Origin of the sequence: Chitinasiproducens palmae, assembly GCF_900095735.1 — a bacterium.
GTDB lineage: Bacteria > Pseudomonadota > Gammaproteobacteria > Burkholderiales > Burkholderiaceae > Chitinasiproducens > Chitinasiproducens palmae.
Genome location: NZ_FNLO01000002.1, coordinates 150,483 through 173,615, shown reverse-complemented (window position 1 = coordinate 173,615; position 23,133 = coordinate 150,483). Strand labels below are relative to the sequence as shown.

At 65.5% G+C, this 23,133-nt stretch carries 20 protein-coding genes; 5 read left to right on the top strand and 15 right to left on the bottom strand.

The window, feature by feature from the left end; translation table 11 throughout:
- The first annotated feature begins 10 nt into the window (after positions 1–10).
- Positions 11–931 (top strand): LysR family transcriptional regulator, encoded by a 921-nt coding sequence (locus BLU54_RS03930; protein ID WP_091904961.1) that lies wholly within the window; start codon positions 11–13, stop codon positions 929–931.
- Positions 932–1,341: 410 nt separating this feature from the next.
- Here the strand turns inward: BLU54_RS03930 and BLU54_RS03925 are convergent, their stop codons facing one another.
- The 3 genes from BLU54_RS03925 to BLU54_RS03915 form a co-directional block, all read right to left on the bottom strand.
- Positions 1,342–2,709 carry a DUF4097 family beta strand repeat-containing protein gene (locus BLU54_RS03925; protein WP_139169475.1) on the bottom strand — a complete coding sequence of 456 codons (1,368 nt, stop codon included), beginning with the start codon at positions 2,707–2,709 and terminating at the stop codon, positions 1,342–1,344.
- Between the two features lie 294 nt (positions 2,710–3,003).
- Positions 3,004–4,725, bottom strand: coding sequence for an alpha-glucan family phosphorylase (gene glgP / locus BLU54_RS03920; protein WP_211435295.1), 1,722 nt, complete (start codon positions 4,723–4,725; stop codon positions 3,004–3,006).
- A gap of 82 nt (positions 4,726–4,807) precedes the next feature.
- Positions 4,808–5,791, bottom strand: a complete 984-nt coding sequence (locus tag BLU54_RS03915) for a 2-hydroxyacid dehydrogenase (protein ID WP_091905968.1) — start codon at positions 5,789–5,791, stop codon at positions 4,808–4,810.
- Between the two features lie 546 nt (positions 5,792–6,337).
- Here BLU54_RS03915 and atpG point away from each other — a divergent pair.
- The 4 genes from atpG to BLU54_RS03895 all read left to right on the top strand — a co-directional run bounded on the left by atpG (position 6,338) and on the right by BLU54_RS03895 (position 10,071).
- Positions 6,338–7,201 (top strand): ATP synthase F1 subunit gamma, encoded by an 864-nt coding sequence (atpG, locus tag BLU54_RS03910; protein ID WP_091904955.1) that lies wholly within the window; start codon positions 6,338–6,340, stop codon positions 7,199–7,201.
- Between the two features lie 68 nt (positions 7,202–7,269).
- Positions 7,270–7,698 carry an ATP synthase F1 subunit epsilon gene (atpC, locus tag BLU54_RS03905; protein WP_170845006.1) on the top strand — a complete coding sequence of 143 codons (429 nt, stop codon included), beginning with the start codon at positions 7,270–7,272 and terminating at the stop codon, positions 7,696–7,698.
- 92 nt (positions 7,699–7,790) lie between these two features.
- Positions 7,791–9,053, top strand: coding sequence for an MFS transporter (locus tag BLU54_RS03900; RefSeq protein WP_091904948.1), 1,263 nt, complete (start codon positions 7,791–7,793; stop codon positions 9,051–9,053).
- A 52-nt stretch (positions 9,054–9,105) separates the two neighbouring features.
- On the top strand, positions 9,106–10,071 hold the full coding sequence (locus tag BLU54_RS03895) for a bifunctional enoyl-CoA hydratase/phosphate acetyltransferase (RefSeq protein ID WP_091904945.1): 966 nt from the start codon (positions 9,106–9,108) through the stop codon (positions 10,069–10,071).
- 13 nt (positions 10,072–10,084) lie between these two features.
- On the opposite strand, the gene BLU54_RS03890 is transcribed toward BLU54_RS03895, so the two are convergent.
- From BLU54_RS03890 to flgG, 12 genes are all read right to left on the bottom strand, one after another.
- The gene (locus tag BLU54_RS03890) at positions 10,085–10,801 is read right to left on the bottom strand and encodes an MgtC/SapB family protein (RefSeq protein WP_091904942.1); all 717 of its coding nucleotides are present in this window, start codon (positions 10,799–10,801) and stop codon (positions 10,085–10,087) included.
- 1,152 nt (positions 10,802–11,953) lie between these two features.
- A complete protein-coding gene (locus BLU54_RS03885) occupies positions 11,954–12,574 on the bottom strand; it encodes a hypothetical protein (RefSeq protein ID WP_139169473.1) in 621 nt (206 codons plus the stop codon).
- A gap of 487 nt (positions 12,575–13,061) precedes the next feature.
- On the bottom strand, positions 13,062–13,976 hold the full coding sequence (locus BLU54_RS23105; protein ID WP_170845005.1) for a flagellar motor protein MotB: 915 nt from the start codon (positions 13,974–13,976) through the stop codon (positions 13,062–13,064).
- Positions 13,973–14,824, bottom strand: coding sequence for a flagellar motor stator protein MotA (gene motA / locus BLU54_RS03870; protein ID WP_091904932.1), 852 nt, complete (start codon positions 14,822–14,824; stop codon positions 13,973–13,975). The genes BLU54_RS23105 and motA overlap by 4 nt, the downstream gene beginning before the upstream one ends.
- A gap of 147 nt (positions 14,825–14,971) precedes the next feature.
- Positions 14,972–16,225 carry a flagellin N-terminal helical domain-containing protein gene (locus tag BLU54_RS03865; protein ID WP_091904930.1) on the bottom strand — a complete coding sequence of 418 codons (1,254 nt, stop codon included), beginning with the start codon at positions 16,223–16,225 and terminating at the stop codon, positions 14,972–14,974.
- A gap of 217 nt (positions 16,226–16,442) precedes the next feature.
- Positions 16,443–17,522 (bottom strand): hypothetical protein, encoded by a 1,080-nt coding sequence (locus BLU54_RS03860; protein ID WP_091904927.1) that lies wholly within the window; start codon positions 17,520–17,522, stop codon positions 16,443–16,445.
- Positions 17,523–17,525: 3 nt separating this feature from the next.
- Entirely contained in the window at positions 17,526–18,437 is a 912-nt protein-coding gene (locus BLU54_RS03855) for a flagellin N-terminal helical domain-containing protein (RefSeq protein WP_091904925.1), read from the bottom strand.
- Between the two features lie 14 nt (positions 18,438–18,451).
- The gene (locus BLU54_RS03850; protein ID WP_091904923.1) at positions 18,452–19,807 is read right to left on the bottom strand and encodes a flagellar hook-associated protein FlgK; all 1,356 of its coding nucleotides are present in this window, start codon (positions 19,805–19,807) and stop codon (positions 18,452–18,454) included.
- Between the two features lie 91 nt (positions 19,808–19,898).
- A complete protein-coding gene (locus BLU54_RS03845) occupies positions 19,899–20,240 on the bottom strand; it encodes a hypothetical protein (RefSeq protein ID WP_091904920.1) in 342 nt (113 codons plus the stop codon).
- Positions 20,241–20,264: 24 nt separating this feature from the next.
- Positions 20,265–21,332 (bottom strand): flagellar basal body P-ring protein FlgI, encoded by a 1,068-nt coding sequence (locus tag BLU54_RS03840; RefSeq protein ID WP_091905966.1) that lies wholly within the window; start codon positions 21,330–21,332, stop codon positions 20,265–20,267.
- A 149-nt stretch (positions 21,333–21,481) separates the two neighbouring features.
- The gene (locus tag BLU54_RS03835) at positions 21,482–22,129 is read right to left on the bottom strand and encodes a flagellar basal body L-ring protein FlgH (RefSeq protein WP_091904917.1); all 648 of its coding nucleotides are present in this window, start codon (positions 22,127–22,129) and stop codon (positions 21,482–21,484) included.
- Positions 22,130–22,293: 164 nt separating this feature from the next.
- Positions 22,294–23,079, bottom strand: coding sequence for a flagellar basal-body rod protein FlgG (gene flgG, locus BLU54_RS03830; protein WP_170845004.1), 786 nt, complete (start codon positions 23,077–23,079; stop codon positions 22,294–22,296).
- Between the last annotated feature and the right edge of the window lie 54 nt (positions 23,080–23,133).

Below are 23,133 nucleotides of genomic sequence, written 5' to 3'. Positions count from 1 at the left end.
CTACCTTTCGATGAGCAAGCAGAATCCCGCCGCGACCGACCTGAACCTGCTGCGCGTCTTTCTCGCGATCTGGGATCTGCGCAGCCTTACCGCGGCAGGTCAGCGACTTGGCCTGACGCAGCCTGCGGTCAGCCACGCGCTGCGCCGGCTGCGTACCCTGTTCGACGACCCGTTATTCGTCCGTGCCCCGGGCGGCATGGTGCCGACAGACGCCGCCTATCGGCTGCACCCGCCGCTCTCGCAGGCGTTCGCGATCATCAACGAAGCAGTACAACAGTTGGCGCGCTTCGATCCAGGCACTGCGAAGCGTGTATTCCGCGTGTCAATGTCCGACATGTCGGAGTTCTACTTCCTCCCGCCGCTTATCGCACTGCTCGATCGCGAAGCCCGCGGTATCCGCGTCGAAGTGGTCAGCGTCGCATTGGACGGCCTCAGCGCGGCGATGCGCGCCGGCGAGGTCGACCTTGCGCTCGGCTACGTCCCAGGGCTCGACGCCGGCTGTATCAGTCACAAGCTTTTCGTCGACGAGCACGTCTGCGTGATACGCGCGGATCATCCGCTGCGCGAGGCCGCGCCTGATCGCAACGATCTCGCGTCCTTGCGCTATGTGTATGCCAGTACCACGGCGACCGGGCATCAGATGGTCGAGCACTGGCTGGAGCAACTCGACTTCAAACGCGACGTGACGTTGCGCCTGCCGCATTTCGTGGTCGCTCCGGAAATCGTCCTGCACACCGATCTAGCAGTGATCTTCCCAAAGAGCATCGCGCAGCGTTTCAATCGTGGCGATGCGTTCCGAATCCTGCCGCTCCCCTTCGACCTGCCACCGATCGAGATCCAGGTGCACTCCCACGCGCTGTTTGCCGCCGATCCAGGCATTGCCTGGCTGAGGGAAACGATTCGTGAGATGTTTCATCAGGCCGATGGCTGATCGTGTGCTGCGGGGCAGCGAGGCGCGCGAACGCGTGCGGCTCGACGTGATGCAACGCATGCATCATGTCCGCCACGTGCGGATGATGCGTCGTCGGTCTCGGCGACGAAAATCCTGCTTCGCGGCCGACACGCCGTGCTCGGGTTTGCGCGTTATCGGGGTGCCCGTCGAGGCGGCTGCCTCGATGGTCGGCTGTCTTGGGGATTTGAATACGTGCGCTTGATTCGTCGCGCGAATTTTCTGACAAGCATTTTTTTGTCGTTCTTCTTTGGCAGTATATAGCCAAGACCGCTCTCATCGCGAGCGCCATTGCGAGCCATTTTCTGCTCCGACGACTGCGGCACCCTTCACAGCTTTAGGAGCATCCGATGCCGGGCGCGCTTGACAACGACTGACCGGCAGGACGATGCTTAATCGGGATCGTGTGCCCCTGCCGTCGAGTCGTTTGTCGCTTCGACGGTGTCGCTCGCGTTGCGCTCAACGACCACCACGCGCAACCCCGGTATATCGGAAGAGCCGTGATAGGCAGCGCCCGCGTGCAGGGACAAGACGCAGGATTTCGCTTTGAAGGTCAACTGCTGCAATTGAGAGCGCGCACCCAACGTGACATGTTGAACGTCGGATCCAGTGGCGGATGCCGAATCGAGCGGCGGTCGGTCGCAGCCGGTTTGGTGGACTGTCGTTCGTTCTTGTCTGCCGCTTGGGACGTAATTTATTACCGGGTCGATGACCACGCTTCCCCCGAAAGTGCTCATGGAAAGCGCGGCTGGCTTGCGCAGCGCTATCGCGTTGAGGTGCGCATCCGCGCCTACCCTCAACTTGCTGCCACGGGCGATCACCGTGCCCCTGACGACTGAACTTTCTATCTTGAGCGTGCGCGCCGATGCGGATCGCACGTCTCCGGCAACGTCACTGCCTTCGCTAATTTGGATGCGGCCGTTGCTGGTCACGCCCGCGACACGCGTGCCGCGCAAGCGCGCCGAGCCATTGCCCACTTGAACCTGACCTAGCGTGGCTTCGCGCGCGACGACACTACCGGCCCCTACGCTCACGCGGCCGTCGACAGAAGCACGTGTCAATTGCACGTCCCCAGAGCCGATCGACAACGGGCCGCCGACCGATGAATCGGTAAGATACGCGTCTCCTGCTCCGATCGACACACGGCCACCGACCGATGCGTTCGTGAGACGCGCGTCTCCGCTGCCGATCGACACACGCCCTGTAACCGACGAACCCTTGAAGTACGCGTCTCCGCTTCCAATCGACACCCGGCCGCCGACCGAGCAATTTGTGAAGCGCGCCTCGCCCGTCTTGATCGACACGGCGCCATCGACCGACGAGTCCGTCATGCGCAGATCGCCGTTTCCGGTCGACACATCGCCTTCCAGACGAGAGCCATTCGAGACAGTAACCGGGCCACGCTTGCTTTCGAGCGCCAGCCTCGACGGCGGCCGTACGGTGCAAGCGGAAAGAGAGAGACTGTCCCCCCTGTGCACCAGCGTTTCCGTTATCGTACGGTCCGAGAACGCGAGTCGCTCGGCGCCACGCATCACGCCACGGATCTCTGGCGCAACCGAGATGGGCGTGTCGGGAAGCGCGTTGGCAGTGGTCGCGGTGTGATCGCCGACATTCGCTGGACGTTCGTCGGACGCTGACGCCCCGGCGATGTTTGTAGAAGGAAAGCAGCACCACATGTCATTGCCCCGGATCGTTTGGCCGACAGTGCGACGGCCGTACCACGTGCCATGCGCCTCGTCAGGAATGGTTCTGCAAGCCATCCATCAATGGCGAGGTACGCCGTGCCGGTCCGTGCGAACCGGCGATCGACATGAATGCCGATCCCGACACAGCCCGTCGACTGGAGCGTATAGCTTACGGAGGATCGCGCGCGGCATGTCGCCCGTCGAGACGATGCCTGACGTTTTCTGGACTAGAGGCCGTCAAGCCGTGCGCGGTACCGTGGACGGCATGCAGGCAGCCCTCGATCGAGGCTGCCCGAGCGCAACACGAACCTGGCTCGAAGCCGTCGCGTTGCGCGTTCCTGGCGCCGCGGGCGTCACCCGACGAAGGGATCAGCGGCGCAGATACGCGGCACTGACGTAGTCGCGCAGCATCCGATGACTGCTGAATTGCGGCGCCAGACGACCGATGGTCTGCTTCATGATGCGAAGCCAGGCGCCGCGGTCGCTTTCGTAACACGGCAGGACATCCTGCTCGAGCCTCGCGTAGAGACTGGCGGCATGCCCCTCCGGATCGCTGCCGTCGGCCTCGCCGATACGCCAGCCGGTGATGCCGTCCTCACAGCCTTCCATCCACCAGCCGTCCATCACGCTCAGACTTGGGACACCGTTGAAGGCGGCCTTCATCCCGCTGGTGCCAGATGCTTCGAGCGGCGGCACCGGTGTGTTGAGCCAGACATCGCTGCCCGCCACCAGGCGTTGTGCCAGCGAAATATCATAATTAGGCAGGAATACAAGCTGCAGGCGCCCGGCCAGCTCGCGCGACATAGCGACGATGCGCCCAATCAGCGCCTTGCCCTCGCCATCGTTCGGATGCGCCTTGCCGGCCATCACGACCTGAAACGGATGCGCGTCGGCGATGGCCAGCAAGCGGTCGAGATCGGTGAACAGCAGGTCCGCACGCTTGTACCCGGTCATGCGCCGTGCGAAGCCGATCACAGGCAAAGCGGGGTCGAATGTGACGCCGGTCGTTCGAGCGATGTGCTCGAGCAATTCGCCCTTCGCAAGCCCGTGTGCATCCCATAGCGCATCGTCGGCGAGCTCGTCGGCGCGGAACAACGTTTCGGGATGGCGCCGCCAATCGGCCGCAAGCGCATCGAAAAGGGAGGCGATGGCCGGATGCACCCACTGCGATGGATGGACGCCGTTGGTGATGCCATCGATCCTGTACCCAGGAAACATCTCGCGTGCGGTCTGCACGTGTCGCCGCGCCACGGCATTCGTATAGCCACTGAGGTTGAGCGCGAGACGCGTCATGTTCAGCGTTCCTTCGCCGCCGAACTCGCGAAGCGCGGGCACGTCGAGCGCCTGTCCCAGTTCACGCTCCAACGCGTCGTACTCGAAACGGTCGTGACCGGCCGCCACGGGCGTATGCGTGGTGAAAACGCAGGCGGCTCGAACGGCGGCCGCATCGTAGCGCTGTGCTGCACGGCCGGGCACCGCGGCGTCCGACACGCCACCGGCTCGCCGCTCATCGGTCGGATGCCGCTGGAGCAGCGAAGCGGCCAGAAATGCCGCGTGCCCCTCGTTCAGATGATAGTGTTCGACGCGGAAATCCAGCGCGCGCAAGATGTGTTCGCCACCGATTCCCAGCACCGCTTCCTGGCGAAGCCGGTGCGTCGCGTCGCCACCATAAAGACGATCGGTCAGGCCCCGGTCCTGCGCGTCGTTCTCCGGCAGGTCAGTGTCCAGCAGCAACACGGGAACACGGCCGCCGCCGCACTCCAGCTCATGCAACCAGGCGCCGATCCATACGGTCCGGCCGCTCAAGGGCAGCGCGACGCGCACGTCCAACGGTTGCGCCCAGTCTTCCGGACGCCATGGATCCGCCGAGTCGTGTTGCCCGTCCGCCTCTATGGTCTGTCGCACATAGCCTTGACGGCTGACCAGCGACACGAACACCATCGGCAAGCCAAGCTCCGCCGCGGAACGGGCCAGATCGCCGGCGAGCAGGCCAAGGCCACCGGAGTAGCAATGCATTTCGGCGCGCAGGCCGATCTCCATGGTCAGATAGGCAATGCGCGTGCGCGAGAGGTAAGCGTCAGGAATCGGCAAGGTGCAATCTCCGGTCGTGGCGACAGTGGTCAAGCAATCCAGGCAAGGCGGGCAATCCGGTCAGGCTGGGCAGCCGGCTCGATCAGCTCAGGCGGTTCTTCAGGGTCTGGCCAGCTTCGAAATCGCCGAGGCTGCGCAAGGTCGTCTGCGCGATCTCGGCCAGCGCCTCGCGCGTCAGAAAGCCCATGTGAGAAGTAACGAGCACCTTGCGGAACGTCAGCAGGCGCGCCAGCACGTCGTCGGGCAAGACGTCGTTCGACCAATCGGTGTAGAAAAACTTTTCTTCAAGCTCGTACACGTCCAGACCAACGCCGCCCAGTCGGTCGGCCTTGAGTGTCTCGATAAGCGCCAGGGTATCGACCAGCGCGCCACGGCCCGTGTTGATCAGCACGGCGCCCTCCTTCAGCATGGCAAGGCGCGCCGCGTTGATCAGATGCCGGGTCTGGGGAGTCAGCGGCGAGTGCAACGAGATCACGTCGCTGCGCGCCAGCAGGTCTTCGAGCGGCAGGTTCTCGACGTCGGCCGCCGTGTCCTTCACATACGGATCGTGGATGACCACGCGACATCCGAAGCCGCGCGCGATGCCGGCGACGACGCGACCGATCTGTCCGAAACCCACGATGCCGAACGTCTTGCCGCAAAGCAGCGAGCCGACCAGACCTTCGACGCTGAAGTTGCCGTCGCGCACGCGGGACACGGCGCGTGGCACACTTCTCAGAAGCGACAGCGTCAGTGCAAACACGTGTTCGGCCACTGCGTGCGGCGTATATGACGGCACCGTGACCACGGTGATGCCGAGACGCGTGGCGGCAGCGAGATCGAGATTGTTGTGCCCTGCGCAGCGCATCGCGACGAGACGCACGCCGCCGGCGGCGAGCCGTTCCAGGACGGGTTCGTCCAGATGATCGTTGACGAAGGCAATGGCGGCGTCGAAACCCTCGGCCAGCTTCGCGGTCTGCTCATCGAGGCGCACGTCCAGGAATGTCAACGCGTGTGTCCCGTTGGCGTTCGCCTCGCTCAGCGCACGTCGGTCATAGTCATGCGTGTCGAATACCACTGCCTTCATCTCGTCCTCCCTGTTCTCTTCGGCCGACGCCGGTGGCTGGCGGTCTGCCGGTCTGCCGGTCTGCCGGGCGAGAAACACCTGGCCGCCCGCGTTCCGCAGTCGTTGCGAATCCTGATCCGACCGTATCACGGCACCGCTCACGCCCGCTTGATGCCCATCAACGGTGCGACGCCACCGGCTACATTGACCGCCATCAACGTCTGTGTCGCGCAAGTGCGCTACGCTGCTGCCGAAGCCATGAACGCGCTGTCCCTGCATGCACCAACCTGTCGCACGAGGCGCGGCGCGGTCGACTTCGACCGGGGCGCGGCCGCGCCGGGCCGGCGTTGCAGCCCTCGCGTTGCAGCCCCCCTTCATCGCACCGAACAACCATGATAGTAGAGGTAAACGCGGAAAGGAAAAGCGCGACGCGGTAAACTGCTGACCATGTTCCTTTCGCTTTCGTTCGTCACGAAGCGATTTCACCTGCCGGCAGCACGGCGCCAACACGCCATGGCGCCACGGCCCGCAGCGCGATTTCCTTCCCGCGTCCGCCAGCCAAGACCTATGCACAGTCCGCGCGAAGTCAAGAACAAGATCACCAGCGTGCTCAACACGCGCAAGATCACCCGTGCGATGCAGATGATCGCGTCGATCAAGATGGCGGGCGCGCAGCGCCGCATGCGCAGCTTCAGAGCGTACGGCGAAAGCGCGCGCCGCACGGCAAAACGGCTGGCCGACGCCACGCCGGACTATCAACCACCCTTGATGGCGCGTCGGCCCCTGCGCCGGGTCGGCCTGATCGTGGTCACGACCGACAAGGGCTTGTGCGGCGCGCTCAACGTGCGCCTGCTGCAGGCATGCGTGCATCGCATGCGTGAATGGGAGCAGCGTGGCGCTGCCGTGCGGGTCACCGTGATCGGCGGCAAGGGCCTGGGTTTCATGCGGCGCACCGGCGCCGATCTGATGTCGAGCGCCGTCGACCTCGGCGAACCGCCGGCCTTCGACAAACTGCTCGGTGCGATCACCGAACCGATCATCCGCTTCGTGGCCGGCGAACTCGACGAATTGCACATCGCCAGCAACCGATTCGAGAACACGCTGGCCTACGAGCCGCAAGTCGAATGCATGTTGCCGCTGCCGGCGTTTGAAGCGGACGCGCAGCATCGTCACCCGGAACCGCCGATCTTCGAGCCCGCGGCAAAGCCGGTCGTCGACACCGTCCTGTTGCGGTATCTCGAATCGATGATCTACCAGGCAGTGGTCGAGAACAGCGCGTGCGAGCAGTGTGCCCGGATGGTCGCGATGAAGGCCGCGAGCGATAACGCCACGCGCGTCGCCGACGAATTGACACTCCTATACCATCGCACGCGGCAGGCCGCGATCACGCAGGAGATCAATGAGATCGTGGCGGGCGCGGCAGCCGTCTGACCTGTCGCATGTCACCGAATCTGTCGCACGCGGCGAAAAGGCTGGCGCCGCGACGTCTGGAGAAACCGATGGTCACTTCCTTTCATCTGGAAATCGTCAGCGTCGATGAGATGCTGCATGCCGGTGCCGTGCATTTCGCGGTGTTGCCCGGCGAGGCCGGCGCGCTGGGAGTGTTGCCGGGACATGAGCCGCTCGTGACACGCCTGCGCGCCGGCATGATCCGCTTCCAGCCAGTCGAGGGCGGTGAGCAGGCCCTGTTCGTGGCGGGCGGCGTACTCGACATCGAGCGCGATCGCGTCACGGTGTTGGCCGACCACGCAATGCGCGACGCTGCCTCCGACGCCGAACGGGCGGAAGCGGCACGCCGGTTTGCTGATCAGACCGTCGCGGAGCAGAAGCATCGCTTCGACTACGGTGCCGCCGAACGTGAATTCTCGGAGGACCTGTCGCGTTTCTTCGCGCTGGTCGTTGCCGAGCAGCGGCGTTCGGGCCATTGACGCCACGTTGACGGGAGAGGCCGGCCGCCGCTTCACCGTCACAGCGCACGTTCGCATCGCACGTTCACATCGCATCATCGGAGCACGCTGTCATGTCAGACCGCAACCTTGCCGGGTCGAGCAATCGAGGGCAAACCCACGTCGCTTTCATTGTCGCCTGGGCACTCTGCCTGCTGTTCTACTTCGAACAGTATGCGTTGCGATCCGCCCCTGGGGTCATGGTGCCAGAGCTGGTCAGCGCATTCGGACTATCGGCGCTGGGCGTCAGCGCGCTGGTGGGGCTCTATTACTACACCTACTCGTTGTTTTCGATTCTGGCAGGCGCGTCGCTGGACCGTTTCGGTGGAAAATATGCCATCCCGTTCGGCGTCGCGCTGCTCGCCGTGGGCGCTGCCCTGTTCGGCACCGGTAGCGTGGCGTCGGCGCAGTGGGGCCGCCTGCTACAAGGGGCCGGATCGGCTTTCGCATTCACTGGTGCCGTCTACTTGGCGACGCACGGCTTCCCCGGCCGCTATCTTGCAACCGCCGTCGGCTTCACGCAGTGTTTCGGGATGCTCGGCGGCTCGGCCGGCCAGTTCGTCGTCGCCCCACTGATTCACGGCGGCGTCACATGGCAGGCGTTCTGGCTGTACGCCGGCGCCGTGGCAGCGTTGATTGCCGTGTTGCTGCTGCTGGCAACGCCGGGTGGCCATGACGCGCGTGCGTCGAATCAGGATTCGATCTGGTCGATGTTCCGCCCGTACAAGGTCGTGTTACGGAATCCGCAATCGTATCTGTGCGGCTTTGCCGCCGGGCTGCTGTTCCTGCCGACCACGATCGGTGACATGATCTGGGGCGTTGCCTTCCTGCGCGACGGATGGCATCTCAGCTATATCGAGGCCGTGCACCGCGCGACCATGGTACCGCTCGGCTGGGTCGTCGGCTGCCCGGTGCTGGGCTACCTTGCGGACCGGATCGGGCGCCGCAAGCCGGTGCTGATTGGCGGCGCCCTGCTGATGCTGGTGTCGACCGCGGCCATCCTGTACCTGCCGCCGGATTCGGCCCCGCCTTACCTGCTCGGTTTCCTGTTGGGCTTTGGCTCGGGCGCCGCGATGATTCCCTATACCATCATCAAGGAAGTCAATCCCGATCACGTCAAGGGCAGCGCCACCGGTGCGATCAACTTTCTGGTGTTCACCTTCAGCGCGCTGATGGCACCCGTTTACGGCTGGCTGCTGACGCATATTTCGCAAGGACGCGCGATCAATGTCGGCGACTTCGCGCACGCGGGACTGATGGGCATCGGCGGCATCGTGCTCGCGATCGTGCTTGCAGCGTTTCTGAAGGAAACCGGACGAGCGGCCCGCGTGGCTTGAAGCCGCAAGCCGTTGCCAAGCGGAGCCAATCCAAGCCAAATGGAGCCAGCCTATGCCTCTCGAAACACCCGTGGTGGCAACCGTCGGACGTCATCGCAAATATGAAGCGCTGATCGAGGCGTGTGCCGCGCATCCCCCGTTGCCCACCGCCGTCGTTCATCCGTGCGACGATACCGCGCTAGGCGCGGCTATCGACGCCGCCCGTGCGGGCGTAATCGCGCCGGTGCTGGTCGGTCCCGCGGATCGCATCCGCGGCCTGGCACGCGAGCTGGACGTCGACATCGCCCCGTTCCAGCTCGTCGATCAGCCGCATAGTCATGCGGCGGCGGCCAAGGCGGTTGAATTGGTGCACAGCGGGGTTGTCTCGGCGCTGATGAAAGGCAGCCTCCACACCGACGAGTTGATGGCGGAGGTGGTCCGCAAGGAGACCGGTCTGCGCACGGCGCGCCGCGTCAGCCACGTCTTCGTGATGGATGTGCCAACCTATCCGAAGCCGCTCTTCATCACCGACGCGGCGATCAACATCCTGCCTTCGCTGGACGACAAGGCGGACATCGTGCGCAACGCGATCGGCCTCGCGCACGCGCTGGGCATCGCCCGACCGAAGGTAGCGATCCTGTCGGCCGTCGAAACGGTCAATGCCAAGCTGCCCTCGACGTTGGATGCCGCCGCGCTTTGCAAGATGGCGGATCGAGGCCAGATCGAAGGCGCGATCCTCGACGGACCGCTCGCGCTCGACAATGCAATCAGCCTGGCAGCGGCGCGAGCCAAACATATCGTCTCCCCGGTTGCCGGTGACGCCGACGTGCTGCTCGTGCCCAACCTCGAGGCGGGCAATATGCTGGCGAAGGAACTGACCTTCCTGGCGCAGGCCGATGCCGCCGGCATCGTGTTGGGAGCGCGCGTCCCGATCATTTTGACCAGTCGCGCGGACGACGTCCGCGCTCGCCTGGCAAGCTGCGCGATCGCCCTTCTCTACGCCGCCCACATCGGATATCAAAACCCGGTGCGGGCGTAATGCAAAGACAGCGCTATTCCTGGGTCTGGACTTCCCAACGCGCATGGCTCACCGCATGCCGCTCACCCAGATAGGCGACGACTCTGTCGAGGTCCGCATCGACGACGCTGGTGCTGACCAGCGTGGCTTCGATGTCGACCCGGTCGTCGGCCCGCTCGACCAAATCCGTGTCCGCGACCGGATAACGCATCAGTTCCAGGTGGTCGACCAGCAATTCACGCAAACGCGCCGCGTTGAGGGAATCGGTCGTGAGCGTGACCACATAGGTTGCCTCGATGCCGTGGCCTGCGAACGGCAGGCGGTTGATTGCGTCGACGGCAAAGCGCAGCAATGTATTGCCGGCCACCACGAACACGGTCAAAGTCAGCGACTCGGCTAACATGTCGGTGCCGGCGCATGCACCCACCGCGGCCGAGCACCACAACGTCGCGGCGGTATTCAGACCACGCACATTCATGCCTTCCTTCATGATGACGCCAGCGCCGAGGAAGCCGACCCCCGATACCACGTACGCAATGACCCGCGTTGCCTCGGCCGAGCCCGACAGCCGTTGCGCGAGATCGACGAAGGCTGCCGCGCCGAGTGCGACGAGCGCGTTGGTCCGCAATCCGGCATTGCGCTGGCGGTACTGGCGCTCGGCGCCGATGATCGCACCAAGTACAAGCGCGGCACCATAGCTGACGAGCGTATCCAGATAGGACTGAAGCTGGAAGGTTTCAAAAATCCGCATGATGATTACAATCTTGAATATGCCGTAAAGGCTTGTCCCCGCTGAACGGGCCTGCCCGCGCAATAATCGGCGACGCTAACAGATGTCTATGACACGTCGTGCTTCGCCGCATGAATACGTCGAACCGCGCGCCGCGTTGCTGCTGCCCACCGCGCAGCTGGCATGGTGCCCGTCCACCTGCGGGGGCCGTCAAAGCCGTGCCGGAAACCAGCCGACACCTGCGCCGATGCTGAACGCAGATCACCCATTTGTTTGATGCGTGGATGCCCGGTGCCTAGCGCATCGTGCCGATGGCAACAGACGGAACAAGATGACCACCGCGTAAGCTGCAGGACACACGATGACAGCACGCGCGCACCGGGAGCGCGCATCGGGGGCGTGCAAAGCCGCATCCAACGCAGCGAGCACGCCGTGTGATCAAAGCAATACAACCGACGTCGCTATCGAATGACAGGGCAAATCGCTTGCGGGCGCGGCGATCATGCGCAGACCCCGCCAGTCGTCGGCCAACCCAGCGACCCAGTTCGGCACGTTCGGCACGTTCGGCAGCAGCTTGCCGGAGACACGCCCAAGCCAGCCAGCGCTGATCGTGGGCGCGAGCGCCGGTCACTGATTGGCATCGCGATCCGGTCGCGCGTGCATCCGGGACAATGTCGACCGTTACTCGGTCGACACGCGACAGCGATAGTCCGGTGGCCCACCGCGCAGCGGGTGCTCACGCGTCGCAACCTGCCAGCAGCGTTGTAGCAGGCGAACGAGATGGATGGGCAGCGGGGACGGCTAGGACTTTCAAGCGCTTGACACCGCTTGAGATGACCGTCTCAGACGACTTGTTACGATCGATCGTTACCCAATCCGCCTGCCTCAAGCAACGCGGGGCCCTCGATGCCGCGAACTGCGGCATCGCGTGACACACGATTATGCCATCGCGATCGATGCGACTGCATCACCGATGCCGTTGTGACGGTCGCCGGCGACGACGCGATTTGCAAGATGGCACGCATTGGTCGCCTTCGTTGCGGCGCCGTGCCGTCGAAGCCGGCACTGCAAGCGACAATCCGACGCTGGTAGGCTGGTCCGACCCTGGTCCAGCGGATTTCTGCGCGCACTTGCCAGCGCTACACGCTCGCATTCGGCTGAGCCGCCCGTCTCTCACGGCCTGCCGTGCCGCGGCCGCCGCGCCGGGCCGCCCCACGTCGCGCCCGGCGGCTGCGGATCGCTATCCGCAGCGATGCATGTCGGGGGACAACGCCGCGTCAGCAAATGCCCGAGCCGATCGAGCTGATCGATGCAGTTCGCACCCGCGCCACTGGAAAAGGCATTGTCCCGCATGGTCTCCACGGCGTCGCACAGGAAGGTTGCCTGCTCGGGCCGGAAGGTGCCCGACATCTCCGGCAGCGCTGAACGCACCTGCTTGATCGCGCGGCGCAGGGCCGTCCTATCGAGGCGCACGCCGCTGCCGGTATCCAGCGAGCACTGCCAGACGGCATCGAGAATTGCGCAACGTGCCCTCGAATCTCGCTTCACGGATGCCAGCCGGCGGTCGAACGCCCTCGACGAGCCGCATCCGGCCGGCAGGAACAACCGGCCAAGAGAACGAGCAATCACATTGAAGGTGGCTTTCATGACGACCTCCGCTTTTCGGGATATCGCGTCGCGCGCTGCCCGACTGCAACAATCGGTCTGCGAAGAGTCCCGGCGGCGCGGGCCGATAGCGCCCGCCGCTGCCCAGCTCGGGCAAGCGACTGACATCGCCGTGCCGATGCGGATCACCGGTTCGTTTCAAACTGCGGAAAGCGGTCGGGGATGTCATCCTGGCGGGACAGTTGCCTACATTAAACAGTCCGCCCCCAGTTCGCGCGTTTGACAGCGTCGTCTTTGACACTTTTTAAGAAACGCATCGACGCCGGTCGAAAGCTGAGACCGGGTGGGGCCGCGCGGTAGCACACCTCGTAGTGCCGGCGGGCAGGCGTACGGGCGTACGGGCGTACGGGCGTACGGGCTTACGGGCTTACGGACCTAGGGACGTGTCATCGCGATAACACGGGTTCATGACGCCCGCTTCCGCCGAGGGGATCGCTTTTCGATAAATCAGTATATTGCCGCGTCGGACAGTTGGAAGCATCCCGGCTACAACCGGCAGACCGCGATGACGGGCCGCCCGGTCGGCCGTTGCAGCGCGGTAGCTGCTGCGTCGGCTGGTGTCTCGGGCTCGACCCGCCAGCCGCCTCGATTTGACTGGCCGGCGGCTCGGTCTCGGCTACGGCGCCGGCACCGCGAGCGCGTCGGCGTTGGCGTCAAGTGCCGCGGTCTCGCCGATGCCATGAGCATCGAGAATCGCCTGCCAGCTCGCATGCGTGCGCTCGCCCACAAGCACCAGCTCGATGCGTCGATTGCGGGCGTGATTCGGATCGCGCTTGATCGCCGGTTGGCTTGCGCCCATGCCGGCCACCTGGTACAGACGTGCCTCCGGCAGACCAGCGCGCAGCAGAATCTCCCGCGCGCGCAGTGCGCGTCGGCTGGAGAGCGCCCAGTTGTTGCTCCACACCCCCGGCGCCGCGAACGGCGTCGCGTCGGTATGGCCCAGCAGGAGCAAAGGTTCCGGCACGGTCTGAAGCACGGGGACCAATGCGTGTAGCAACTCGACGAACACCGGATGCATCACATCGCTGCGACGCGCAAACATGCCGGTTTCGCCGGCGTCATGAATCGAAATCCGCAGGCTGTTCGGTCCGACCAAGACGTCGACGTTATCACTCATCCCGCGTGCACTCGCTTCGCGCTGCACACGCTCGGCAACCCGTTGCATCCGCTGGGACCACTCGGCGCGATGCAACGCGTCCGCCTCGGTGTCGGGGTCTCGCTCACGCTGGCCGGCAGCCGACAGCGGCGCCGGCCGACGACTGGCCTTGTCGAACAGTCCGTCAGCGCCCGTCGTATGCAACTTGCCACGAAAGGCATCCGCGATCGTCTGCCGCTGCGCCGTGTTCGCGGAGCCGAGCACCCACAGCACCATGAACAGCGCCATCATGGCCAACGTGAAGTCGGCGAAGGCGACTTTCCACGCGCCGCCGTGCGACGCGTCATGCTCTCGCCGGACGCGTCGGATCACTGTCGTCGATGCATGCGCCGCCTCGACGCGCCGGGCGTTTTTATCGGGTTGCACGTCGCTCACAGCGCTGCTATCCAGGATTCGAGCTTCGCGAAGCTCGGCTTCACTTCGGGCGCGATCAGCTTGCGTCCGGCGTCCACTGCCAACAGCGCGGGCTTGCCGCCCAACTGTGCGCACAGCACGACCTTGACGCAGTCGAGCGCCGACAATTCGCTGCGCACGCGCCCGGCAATCGCGTTCGAGAGCGGTTCAAGGATGCCGTAGCACATCAGGATGCCGAGGAAAGTACCGATCATCGCCGCACCCACCTTGATGCCGATCTGCGCAATGTCGGCGTCCAGCTCGCTCATCGCAAGCACGATACCCAACACCGCGGCCAGGATGCCGAAGCCCGGCATGGCTTCCGCGCTCTTGGCCAACGCTCTCGACGGATGGAGCATGGCCTCCTGCATCGCCTCCAATTCCTGATCGAGCATGCTTTCCAACTCGTGCGGCGTGATGCGTCCCATCGCCATCAGCCGGAAATTGTCGGCGATGAAGGCGACCAGGCGCGGCTCGGCAAGTATCTTCGGGTACTTCTGGAACAGTGCGCTGTTGTGAGGCTCCTCGACGTGTTGATCGAGCGCCCTCAGTCCGCCATCGGCAACCGTGCGCAGCAGTTCGTACAGCAACAGCAGCAGTTCACGCTGGAAGTCCATGTCGCGCTGTCTGCGCGCGATCACCCATTTGAGCTGCAACAGGGTGTCCTTCAGGACGTGCCACGGGTTGCCGACCACCAGCGCGCCCAGGCCGCCACCGACGATGATCATGATTTCAGTGGGCTGCCAGATGACGCCGAGGCTGCCGCCGTGCAGCGCGAAGCCGCCGAAGATGCAGCCAAGGAGAACGAGAAAACCGAGAATGAGTTGCATGGATCGGTGGATGGCGGCGGACCGGCGACAGCGCGCGGGGCGCCGCGGCATTCGGTCCGCCACGATGAAACAGTCCCGCCGCGAACACGGCGGGATGAATGCACGCGTCGGCGACTCAGCTCCGCCGACGCGCGCGCAGCGCCGTGCTTAGCCGAGCAGTTGCAGGATTTGCTGGCTGCTGGCGTTGGCCTGCTTGAGCATCTCGCCGCTGACCTGCGTCAGGACCGACTGCTGCGCGAGATTGGTGGTATCGGTCGCGTAGTCGGTGTCCATGATGCGGCCGATCGATTCGGATGCGGCATTGACCATGTTCTGGAGGTTTTGAGCGCTGTAGTCGAGGCGCTTCATGCCTGCGCCGAAGCTCGCGCGCAGCTCGCCGACAGCAGACACCGCTTCGGTCACGTTTTCGAGCTTTTCCGACGCCAAAGACGGCGTTGACAGCTCAGGATCACCCCCGGCGGCCTTCGCGCCCTCCGTACGCCTCGTGCCCTCCGGGTTCTCCGGGTTCTCCGGGTTCTCTGGGTTCTCCGGGTTCTTGACCGCCCACAAGCCGTCTTTCGTGGTCTTCGCGACGTTTTCCAGCGCGCTCACAAGCCCCGTGAGTTGCTTCGAAACGTCGAAGTCCATCTTGTCATCTTTGCCCGCGCCGATCTGGAACTGCAGCGCCTTCGCGAACAGGGCGTCGCCCATCTTTGCCGGCTCCGCCGGCTTTCCTTCTTCACCGCCTGTCCCTGGTACTGCCGGTTTACCCGCCTCGGCATCCGTGCCCATGAACAGTTTGTCGCTGCCATAGCTGGCCGACTTCACCATGCTGGCCAATTCGCTGCCGAGCTGATCGAACTCCTTTTGCAGCGCTTCGCGGTCCGCCTTCGACGTTGCACCGTCGGCCGCCTTCGTGACGAGCGTTTGGATTCGCTGGAGAACGCCTTCCATCGTCGCGAGTGCGTCGTCGCCCGCTTGCAGCAGCGAGATCGCGTTGTTGATGTTCTCACCCGCCTGGATCATGCCGACGCGCGTGCTGCGCAGGCGCGAGACGATCTGCAGGCCGGCCGCGTCGTCCTTCGCGCCGTTCACGCGAAAGCCGGTTCCCAGGCGATGCTGCGTGTTCGAGCGGGCCAGCTCGTTGGCATTGTGCGCGGTGATGATGCGATTCGCGGCACTGTTGGTATGAATCGTGATCATGATGTGGATGGTTCCTCTGTTGAGCTTCCTGAACGTCGTATCTCCGCGTTCAAACGATAAAAGCGACTGGGCCGCGGAAAGGCTTAACAGCCTCGCGTACCGTAAGCGCCGCGCGACTGTCGCTGCAGATGCGTTCACGTGCGCGTTGCACAGCCCGAACGCGGCCCGCATGGCCGGCAACCGGCACACGGATGCGCGGCGATGGCGCGCTCGGCGCATGGCGCGCTCGACTCATGGCGCGCGACAACGCGGGCAGGCGCCGCCAACAATGGATGGGGGCAAGGCAGGAACGACGTAATTCGAGGGGACGACGTCGTGGCCGCGGCAGCGCGCGTCGCGCGCAGCGCGGCGACTGGAAAGGCGATTTGAACGCGCGCGTCGGTGGACCGCCGCTACGGCACCGGCCGTCACGGCCGGCGGCGTCGCACGCCACGAATCAAGCGAGCAATGCGCGCACGTGAACGGCCTTTGCGCTGCCGACCAGCGGCGCGAGCAGCGCCAGGCGCTGGAAGGAAGCAAGATGCGATCGTTCGCCAAACAGCGTGGTCAGCTCGCCCGGAAGCCCGGCGGCGACCGCCCCATCGCATTCGTTCAACGAGCGGTCGGCAGACGCGCGCGCCGCGTCGTATTGCTCGTGCGCCTGGACACGTGCAAGCTGGATGCGCCGCGCGCCTTCGCGCAACTGCGCTTGCGCGACCGTCCGGCCGCGCGGGTCGTCGAGACGCCACGCGTGCGGTTCGAATGCGCCGGGCATCACTTCGACGGCGAGGGGCGTCCCCTCGCCCGGCGGAAATCGAATCCCCTCGCCGCTCACCCGCAGGCTGGCGAGCAGCGCGGCCCCGCCCGTCTCCTGCAACGCGAACGAGAGTTCGCCGTGCTTGCCCGCCTGTACGCGCACGCCGCCGGCACGCAGCGCCTCGTCGCAGCGTCGTGCGGTTTCGTTCGGCGCCGCGCCGACAGGAAGATCGACCGCGACGGCCCGCAGCCCGCCGCCGACGGCGTGGAACACCAGCGTTTCAGCCTGCGCCGGGACGGCCAACGGAACTTCGAGCTGCGGCACGCGTACATGTATGCGCGCCGAACCGGCGGGACCGACCCGCAGCTCGGCGTCCAGCCGGCCGCCGGTGGCGGCCTGCCGAGCAGCCCAGGTCCGCCTGAGCCGGTCACACGCGAACTCCAACGCCGTCGCATCGCTCGTCGAATTGACGCGGCCGTCGCCGTCGCTGAACGCACGCAGCGCTCCGGCCGTTACACGCGCGGCATCCGCGAGTCGATCGAGGTAGCCGAGCACGGTCTGCGCGTCGGTCGCGCTTTCGTTCAACCTTTCCTGGACGAGCCGCGCGGCAGTGCCGTCGGCGCGGCCTCGCAGCGCCACGGCGCCGCCAACGCGCTGTGACGTCGACGTCGGCGTGTCGCGGAGCGCACTCGCGCGTCGTATCGCACCGCTGCGATGCTCAGCCCTATCGGCGTGGGTCCCGGTGCCCATATTGGCCTGTGCGATCGTATCGAGCTTCATCTGTCATCCAACGTAGTCGAACAGCGTGGTGCGGCCGAAGTGTGCATAGATCTGTCGAAGCATCTCTCCGGCAGCCGCAAGCTGGGACAGCTCCGTGGTCAAGGCCGTCTGATCGATACCACCCAGCCGCACCGCCTCCTCCTGCCACGCCTGCCCGACCGTCTGGTGACGCTCGCCTACCGCGTCCAGCACATTGCGCAGGTAACCGAGGTCGGCCACCTTGCCGCCGACGGCGTCCTGCGTCTGGCGCGTGCCTTCGAGCGCCGCTTCGAGGGCCCGCCTGGCGGTTTGGCCGCTCGCACCGGCCGGCGCTTCCAACGCGGCAATGGCGACGTCGAGCATGTTGAGCAGGTCCGCGACCTCCGGCAGGCTCTGCCCCGTCTCGACGACCTGGGTCACGTCGATCGCCACATGATTGCGTTCATTGTTACCGACGTAGGCGTAGCGTTTTCCCGCCTCCGCCGCCGCGTCGTAGCGGACCGCATGCGTACCACGGGCGGTCCCGGCAAAGATCGCGCGACCGTCGATGTCGGCCGTATTCACCAGACTTAGTACCTGGTCCCGCACCTCTGCCAACGCACGCGCCTTGATCTGTGGTGTGCCGGAGCTGGGATCATCGTTCAACGCGCCGGTGAGACGGGCCACCGCCACGTCGAGCTGTTCTATCAAACTCCGCATACCCGCTTCGGCGCGCTCCTGCCCCCCCGCGAGCGTCTGCACGACGCGCAGATAGCTGTTGCCGCGTTCGACCGCCCCCACCAGACGATCGACTGCTTGCGCCGCGCCGGGATCGTCCGACCAGCGCAGCAAGCGTTGGCCCGTGTTCATTTGAAGGATGGCCCTCTGCTGCGCCGCCACGGTGGCATTGAGCCAGGTCATCTGCTGACGGGCAAAACTGTACGACGTGATTCTCATTTTTCGCCTCCGTCTCAGATGTCACGAATCAGATCCGCGAACAGGTCTCGCGCGATGAGCATCGCTTTATTGTTCGCCGCGATCCACTTGCCGAGTTCCACGTACATCTCCTGTTCCTCTTCCGCGGACACACCGCTGATCTCGTCGACCGCCGCGCGAGCCGCCAGCACGTCGGCGCGGGCACGGTCCAGCGCGGCGGCGTTGGCGCTGTGGGCACTCGCGATTTCCCCGCGAATCGCGCCGTAGACGTCGGCCAGTTTATGCTTGCCCAGCCCCGGCACCTCGATTTCGGCATCGGCCAGTTTCTGCAATTCAAGCAGGTTGCCGCCGTCGCCACCGGCAGCCGACGATGCGAACGCCAAGTCCGACACGCCTAACGTCGGATCGACGCTCATCCGCCCGGTCGTCTCGTCGTACGTGAACAAGGGCTTGCCCGGCTTGCCGTTGCTGTCGAAACCCTTGGCCAGTTGCGCGTTGAAGCGTTCGACGAACGTCTTCGCAAACGCACGCATGTGCTCCCGCTGCGCGCTCACGATGCGCTCGCTGTCGACCACGCCCTTCAACTGGCCACCCAGGTCGCGCTCGGCCAGGCTCAGCGAAGCCTTACCCAATTGCAGGGTCAACTTGCCTTCGCCGGCCGCGTCGATCGCCAGACGCGCCGCGGTTTGTCCCGAAACGAGCGACGCGCCGCCCGGCAGGACAAGATCGATCGTGTCATCCGAACGCGGCACCACCTCCGCGCCGGTCAAGCCGTGCAGCGTTGCGACCAATGCGTCGCGCTGATCCAGCAGCACGAACGCTTGCTCGTCCTGGCCCGCCGCCCGTGCCGCGGCGATCTTGGCGTTCAGGTCGGCCAGTCCCGCGCTCGCATCGTTGATCTTGTCGACGGTGCCGCGCCACTGCCCTTCGGCGCTCGTCAGCAGGTCCGCCAGCCCGTTATCGAGACGAGAAAAATTCTCGGCAAGCGCCTTCGCCGCCGCCAGCACGCCTTGTCGGCCCTCGGTTCCGGTCGCCTCGCCGCCGGCATAGATGAGCCGGTCGAACAACCAGCGCATGCCCAGGCCGGTGCTCCCCGGCAACGGACTGGCCTGACCCATCGGCGGTTCCGCGCCGAACAGTCCCTCGAGTTGTTTCAGATTGCCTTCGGCGCCTTCAGCGACACCAAGGCTACCCATGCGGCGCCAGTACAAGCCGAGCGCGTCGGAGTCCGCCATGCGTCGCACGGTGGCGCGCACGCCGCCGTCGAGCGTCGTCACGAATTGCACCTGGCGCCGCGCATACGACGGCGTCGCGACGTTGTGAAGATTGGACGTGACAACCCATAGTCCAATCTGACCGGCGGTGACCGCCGAGCTACCGATACTGAACATGTTTGCGCTCTCCTCGCGCGGCCTGCATCAATCGAAATCGTGTCCGGACAGCGACGCTCGATTATCAGAAGCGACGCGCGCTGCGCCGGCCTTAAAAGTTCGCGCGATCCACGGCACCGGTGTCGCGGGCCTCTAGCAGAGGGGTGACGAATCGGGCGACGCCCAGCGCCTGGCGGCTGGCTAGGTGATCGGCGAGCAAGCTGTCGAGATAGGCGTCCAGTCCCTCGCGCCCGCGTGCGGCCGCCCGCTCCGATTCGGGCGCGAAGCCGTCGACGGTGCGCCACATCACTTTGAGCAATTGCTCGGCGAACAGACTTTCGAGTTGCTGTCCGGCGCGCGCGATGCGGACGTCCGGTGTGCGTGACGCGGCCCGCGGCGCCGGCGCCGGACGGTTCGCATGCAGCGTCGGTACCGCTGCGAAGGGTTCTGCCATGGTGCCTCCTGTCTTGTGGAAGGTTCAAATCACGATCAGCTCGCCGTTGAGGGCGCCGGCTTGATCCAACGCCTGCAGGATCGCCATGACGTCGTCCGGCCCCGCGCCGATCGCGTTCACGGTGTCGACGATGGTTTGCAGCTTGGTTCCCGCGGGCCATTCGAACATCCGGCCGCTCGCGGGCTCGATCTCGACATCGGACTCGGGCGCGACCACCGTCTGCCCGGACGAGAACGGGCCCGGCTGGCTGATCACCGCGCCCTCGCGAATCGTCACCTTCAACGCGCCGTGCGAAACGGCGGCCGGCGAGACGGTCACGCCTTCGCTGACCACCACGGTGCCGGTACGCGAATTGAATACCACCCTCGGCCGCGGCTTGCCGGTCGCGACGTCGATCGCGTCGAGCCGCGCCATGAACGCGACGCGGGCAGTCGGATCGGTCGGCGCAACCACGTCGACGCTCGTCGCGTCCCGCGAAGTGGCCAGACCGGGACCCAGCGCGCGCCCGATCGCCTTCACCACGTTGCTCGCCGTTTCGAAACTCGGCCGCGTCAAGCTCAAGCGCACGTACGGCCGCATGTCGAAGTCGGTATCGATGGCTCGTTCGATCGTCGCACCCTGCGGTACCCGTCCGGCGGCCGTCGCGTTGACGGTGACGCTGGTGCCCGAGCGGCCCTGCGCGCTCACACCTGGCACGACCACGCTGCCCTGCGCCAACGCGTACACCTCGCCATCCGCGCCGCGCAACGGCGTGAGCAGCAGCGTGCCGCCGCGCAGGCTCTTCGCGTCCCCGACCGACGAGACCGTGACGTCGATCTTCTGCCCGCGCGTATAGCCGGGCGGAAAGCTGGCACTGACCATGACTGCGGCCGCATTGCGCGCGCGCAGGCGGATGCCCTCCGGCATCGACAGGCCGAACTGCTTGAGCAGGTTGGCCACGGACTGGCCGGTATACCGGATCTGCTGGCCGTCGCCCGTGTTGGCCAGCCCGACCACCAGGCCATAGCCGATCAGTTGATTCTCGCGCACGCCCTCGACGTGGGCGAGGTCGCGCAGCGCCGTGGCCCGCGCCGCGGGCGCCGCCAGCGCCATCGTGAGCGCCGCGCTCCACCCGAGGACAACAACGAGTGAAACGCGCCGCCAACAAGCGCTCGCGCCACCGCCCGTCGCGCCCGATGCACCCGCCGCGCCCGTGGCGCGCATGCTCGATTCGATCATGATTTCGTGCATTGACTCCATGGCTAGAACGGCGCAAACGGACTGGTCAGCAGTCGCGTGAGCCAGCCCGCACGGCTGGCGTCGCCAAGCGGGCCCCGCCCGACATACCGCACCCGTGCATTGGCGATCCGGCGCGACGAGACGCGATTGTTCGTATCGATGTCGGCCGGTCTGACGTAGCCTGCCACCTGCAACGTCTCCTCACCCTGATTCAACACCAACACCTTCTCTCCCTTGATCTTGAGCAGCCCGCTCGGCAGCACGTCATGGATGACGACCGTGATCTCCCCATGCAACGCGTTTTGCTGCGACGAGCTGCCCCCGCCGTTGTATTTGCGCGAGGCGCCCAGGCTCGCATCGAGCGGAATGCTGCTGCCGAACAGCTTCGGTGCATCGATGCCGACCTCGGCATTCTTCTTCACGTTCGTGTCGGCGCGCTTGCTGGCCTGCGTGGCCTCTTCCAGCGTCACGGTGAGCGTGTCGCCCGGTCGGTACGCGCGTCCATCCGCGGCCAGCGCCCAGGCGGCCTGCCGCGTGAAGAGGCCCCCCGCGCCCGGGCGAACCGGATCGTAGGTCACGTTCGGCATGTCCGCTTCGTCAAAATCGGGCGTCGTCGGACCGTCCAACGTCGCGCAGCCTGCCAGGCCGAGCGGCAAGACGACGAGGAGCATCCGCAAGCGCGTCGCGAGACCACGAGGCGGGACGCGCGTGCTTGCGCGCGACCCGCACGGTCGAGCGGGGCATATAGCCCGGGCGTCGACGACTGCGACCGGTCGCGTCGGAGCCGCGCGCGCGCTGGCCGCAGCCCCGGCGTCGATGGAGCGCGCGTTCATGGCTACGCCACCTGCGCCAGTTGCTGAAGCATGTTGTCCGCGGCGCTCAGCACCTTGGTGTTCATCTCATACACGCGATGGGCGGTCATCATTTCGGTCATTTCCTCGACGACCTCGACATTGGAGTTCTCCAGCGCGCCCTGGCGCAGCGTGCCCATCCCGTTGGTGCCCGGCGCGCCCTCGGTTGGCGGCCCGCTTGCCTCCGTTTCGCGGTACAGGTTGTTGCCGAGCGCGCGCAGGCCGGCGGGATTGACGAAACTGGCGAGCTCCAACTGGCCGAGCTCGTTGGTGGAATCGTCGATCGCGGAGCGTGCCGTGACGCGACCGTCCGCGCCGATGGTCACGCGGCTGGTGCCTTCCGGAATCGTGATTTCCGGCACCAGCGGCATGCCCTGCGCGGTCGCGAGTATCCCTTCCGGCCCCGGCTGCAACTGGCCGGCGCGCGTGTAGGCGGTCTGACCGTCGGGCAACTCGACCTGCAAGAAGCCCTGTCCCTCGATCGCGACGTCGTACTGCTCGTTGGTGGTCTTCGCATCGCCATCCGTGAACAGCTTCTGCGTGCCGACCACGCGCGTACCGGTGCCCAATTGCAGACCGGTCGGCGACACCCGGTTGTCGTCGAGCTGCGCGCCCGGTTCGATCTGGATCCGGTAGAACAGATCCTCGAACACGACGCGATCGCGCTTGTAGCCCACGGTATTGACGTTCGCGATGTTGTTCGCGATGGCCTGCAACTTGGCCTCCTGCGCGTGCAGGCCCGTCTTGCTGATCCACATTGCTTGATTCATTGCATGCTCCTCATTCCTTAATCCTCATTGCCCGCCAGCGATGCCATCGGGTCG

What these genes read in the sequence shown, in the direction of transcription:
- BLU54_RS03930 (WP_091904961.1), top strand. Translation starts at nt 11, where the DNA reads ATGAGCAAGCAGAATCCCGCCGCGACCGACCTGAACCTGCTGCGCGTC.
- BLU54_RS03925 (WP_139169475.1), bottom strand. Translation starts at nt 2,709, where the DNA reads ATGGCTTGCAGAACCATTCCTGACGAGGCGCATGGCACGTGGTACGGC.
- BLU54_RS03915 (WP_091905968.1), bottom strand. Translation starts at nt 5,791, where the DNA reads ATGAAGGCAGTGGTATTCGACACGCATGACTATGACCGACGTGCGCTG.
- atpG (WP_091904955.1), top strand. Translation starts at nt 6,338, where the DNA reads ATGCACAGTCCGCGCGAAGTCAAGAACAAGATCACCAGCGTGCTCAAC.
- atpC (WP_170845006.1), top strand. Translation starts at nt 7,270, where the DNA reads ATGGTCACTTCCTTTCATCTGGAAATCGTCAGCGTCGATGAGATGCTG.
- BLU54_RS03900 (WP_091904948.1), top strand. Translation starts at nt 7,791, where the DNA reads ATGTCAGACCGCAACCTTGCCGGGTCGAGCAATCGAGGGCAAACCCAC.
- BLU54_RS03895 (WP_091904945.1), top strand. Translation starts at nt 9,106, where the DNA reads ATGCCTCTCGAAACACCCGTGGTGGCAACCGTCGGACGTCATCGCAAA.
- BLU54_RS03890 (WP_091904942.1), bottom strand. Translation starts at nt 10,801, where the DNA reads ATGCGGATTTTTGAAACCTTCCAGCTTCAGTCCTATCTGGATACGCTC.
- motA (WP_091904932.1), bottom strand. Translation starts at nt 14,824, where the DNA reads ATGCAACTCATTCTCGGTTTTCTCGTTCTCCTTGGCTGCATCTTCGGC.
- BLU54_RS03865 (WP_091904930.1), bottom strand. Translation starts at nt 16,225, where the DNA reads ATGCGCCGAGCGCGCCATCGCCGCGCATCCGTGTGCCGGTTGCCGGCC.
- BLU54_RS03860 (WP_091904927.1), bottom strand. Translation starts at nt 17,522, where the DNA reads ATGAAGCTCGATACGATCGCACAGGCCAATATGGGCACCGGGACCCAC.
- BLU54_RS03855 (WP_091904925.1), bottom strand. Translation starts at nt 18,437, where the DNA reads ATGAGAATCACGTCGTACAGTTTTGCCCGTCAGCAGATGACCTGGCTC.
- BLU54_RS03850 (WP_091904923.1), bottom strand. Translation starts at nt 19,807, where the DNA reads ATGTTCAGTATCGGTAGCTCGGCGGTCACCGCCGGTCAGATTGGACTA.
- BLU54_RS03845 (WP_091904920.1), bottom strand. Translation starts at nt 20,240, where the DNA reads ATGGCAGAACCCTTCGCAGCGGTACCGACGCTGCATGCGAACCGTCCG.
- BLU54_RS03840 (WP_091905966.1), bottom strand. Translation starts at nt 21,332, where the DNA reads ATGGCGCTGGCGGCGCCCGCGGCGCGGGCCACGGCGCTGCGCGACCTC.
- BLU54_RS03835 (WP_091904917.1), bottom strand. Translation starts at nt 22,129, where the DNA reads ATGCTCCTCGTCGTCTTGCCGCTCGGCCTGGCAGGCTGCGCGACGTTG.
- flgG (WP_170845004.1), bottom strand. Translation starts at nt 23,079, where the DNA reads ATGAATCAAGCAATGTGGATCAGCAAGACGGGCCTGCACGCGCAGGAG.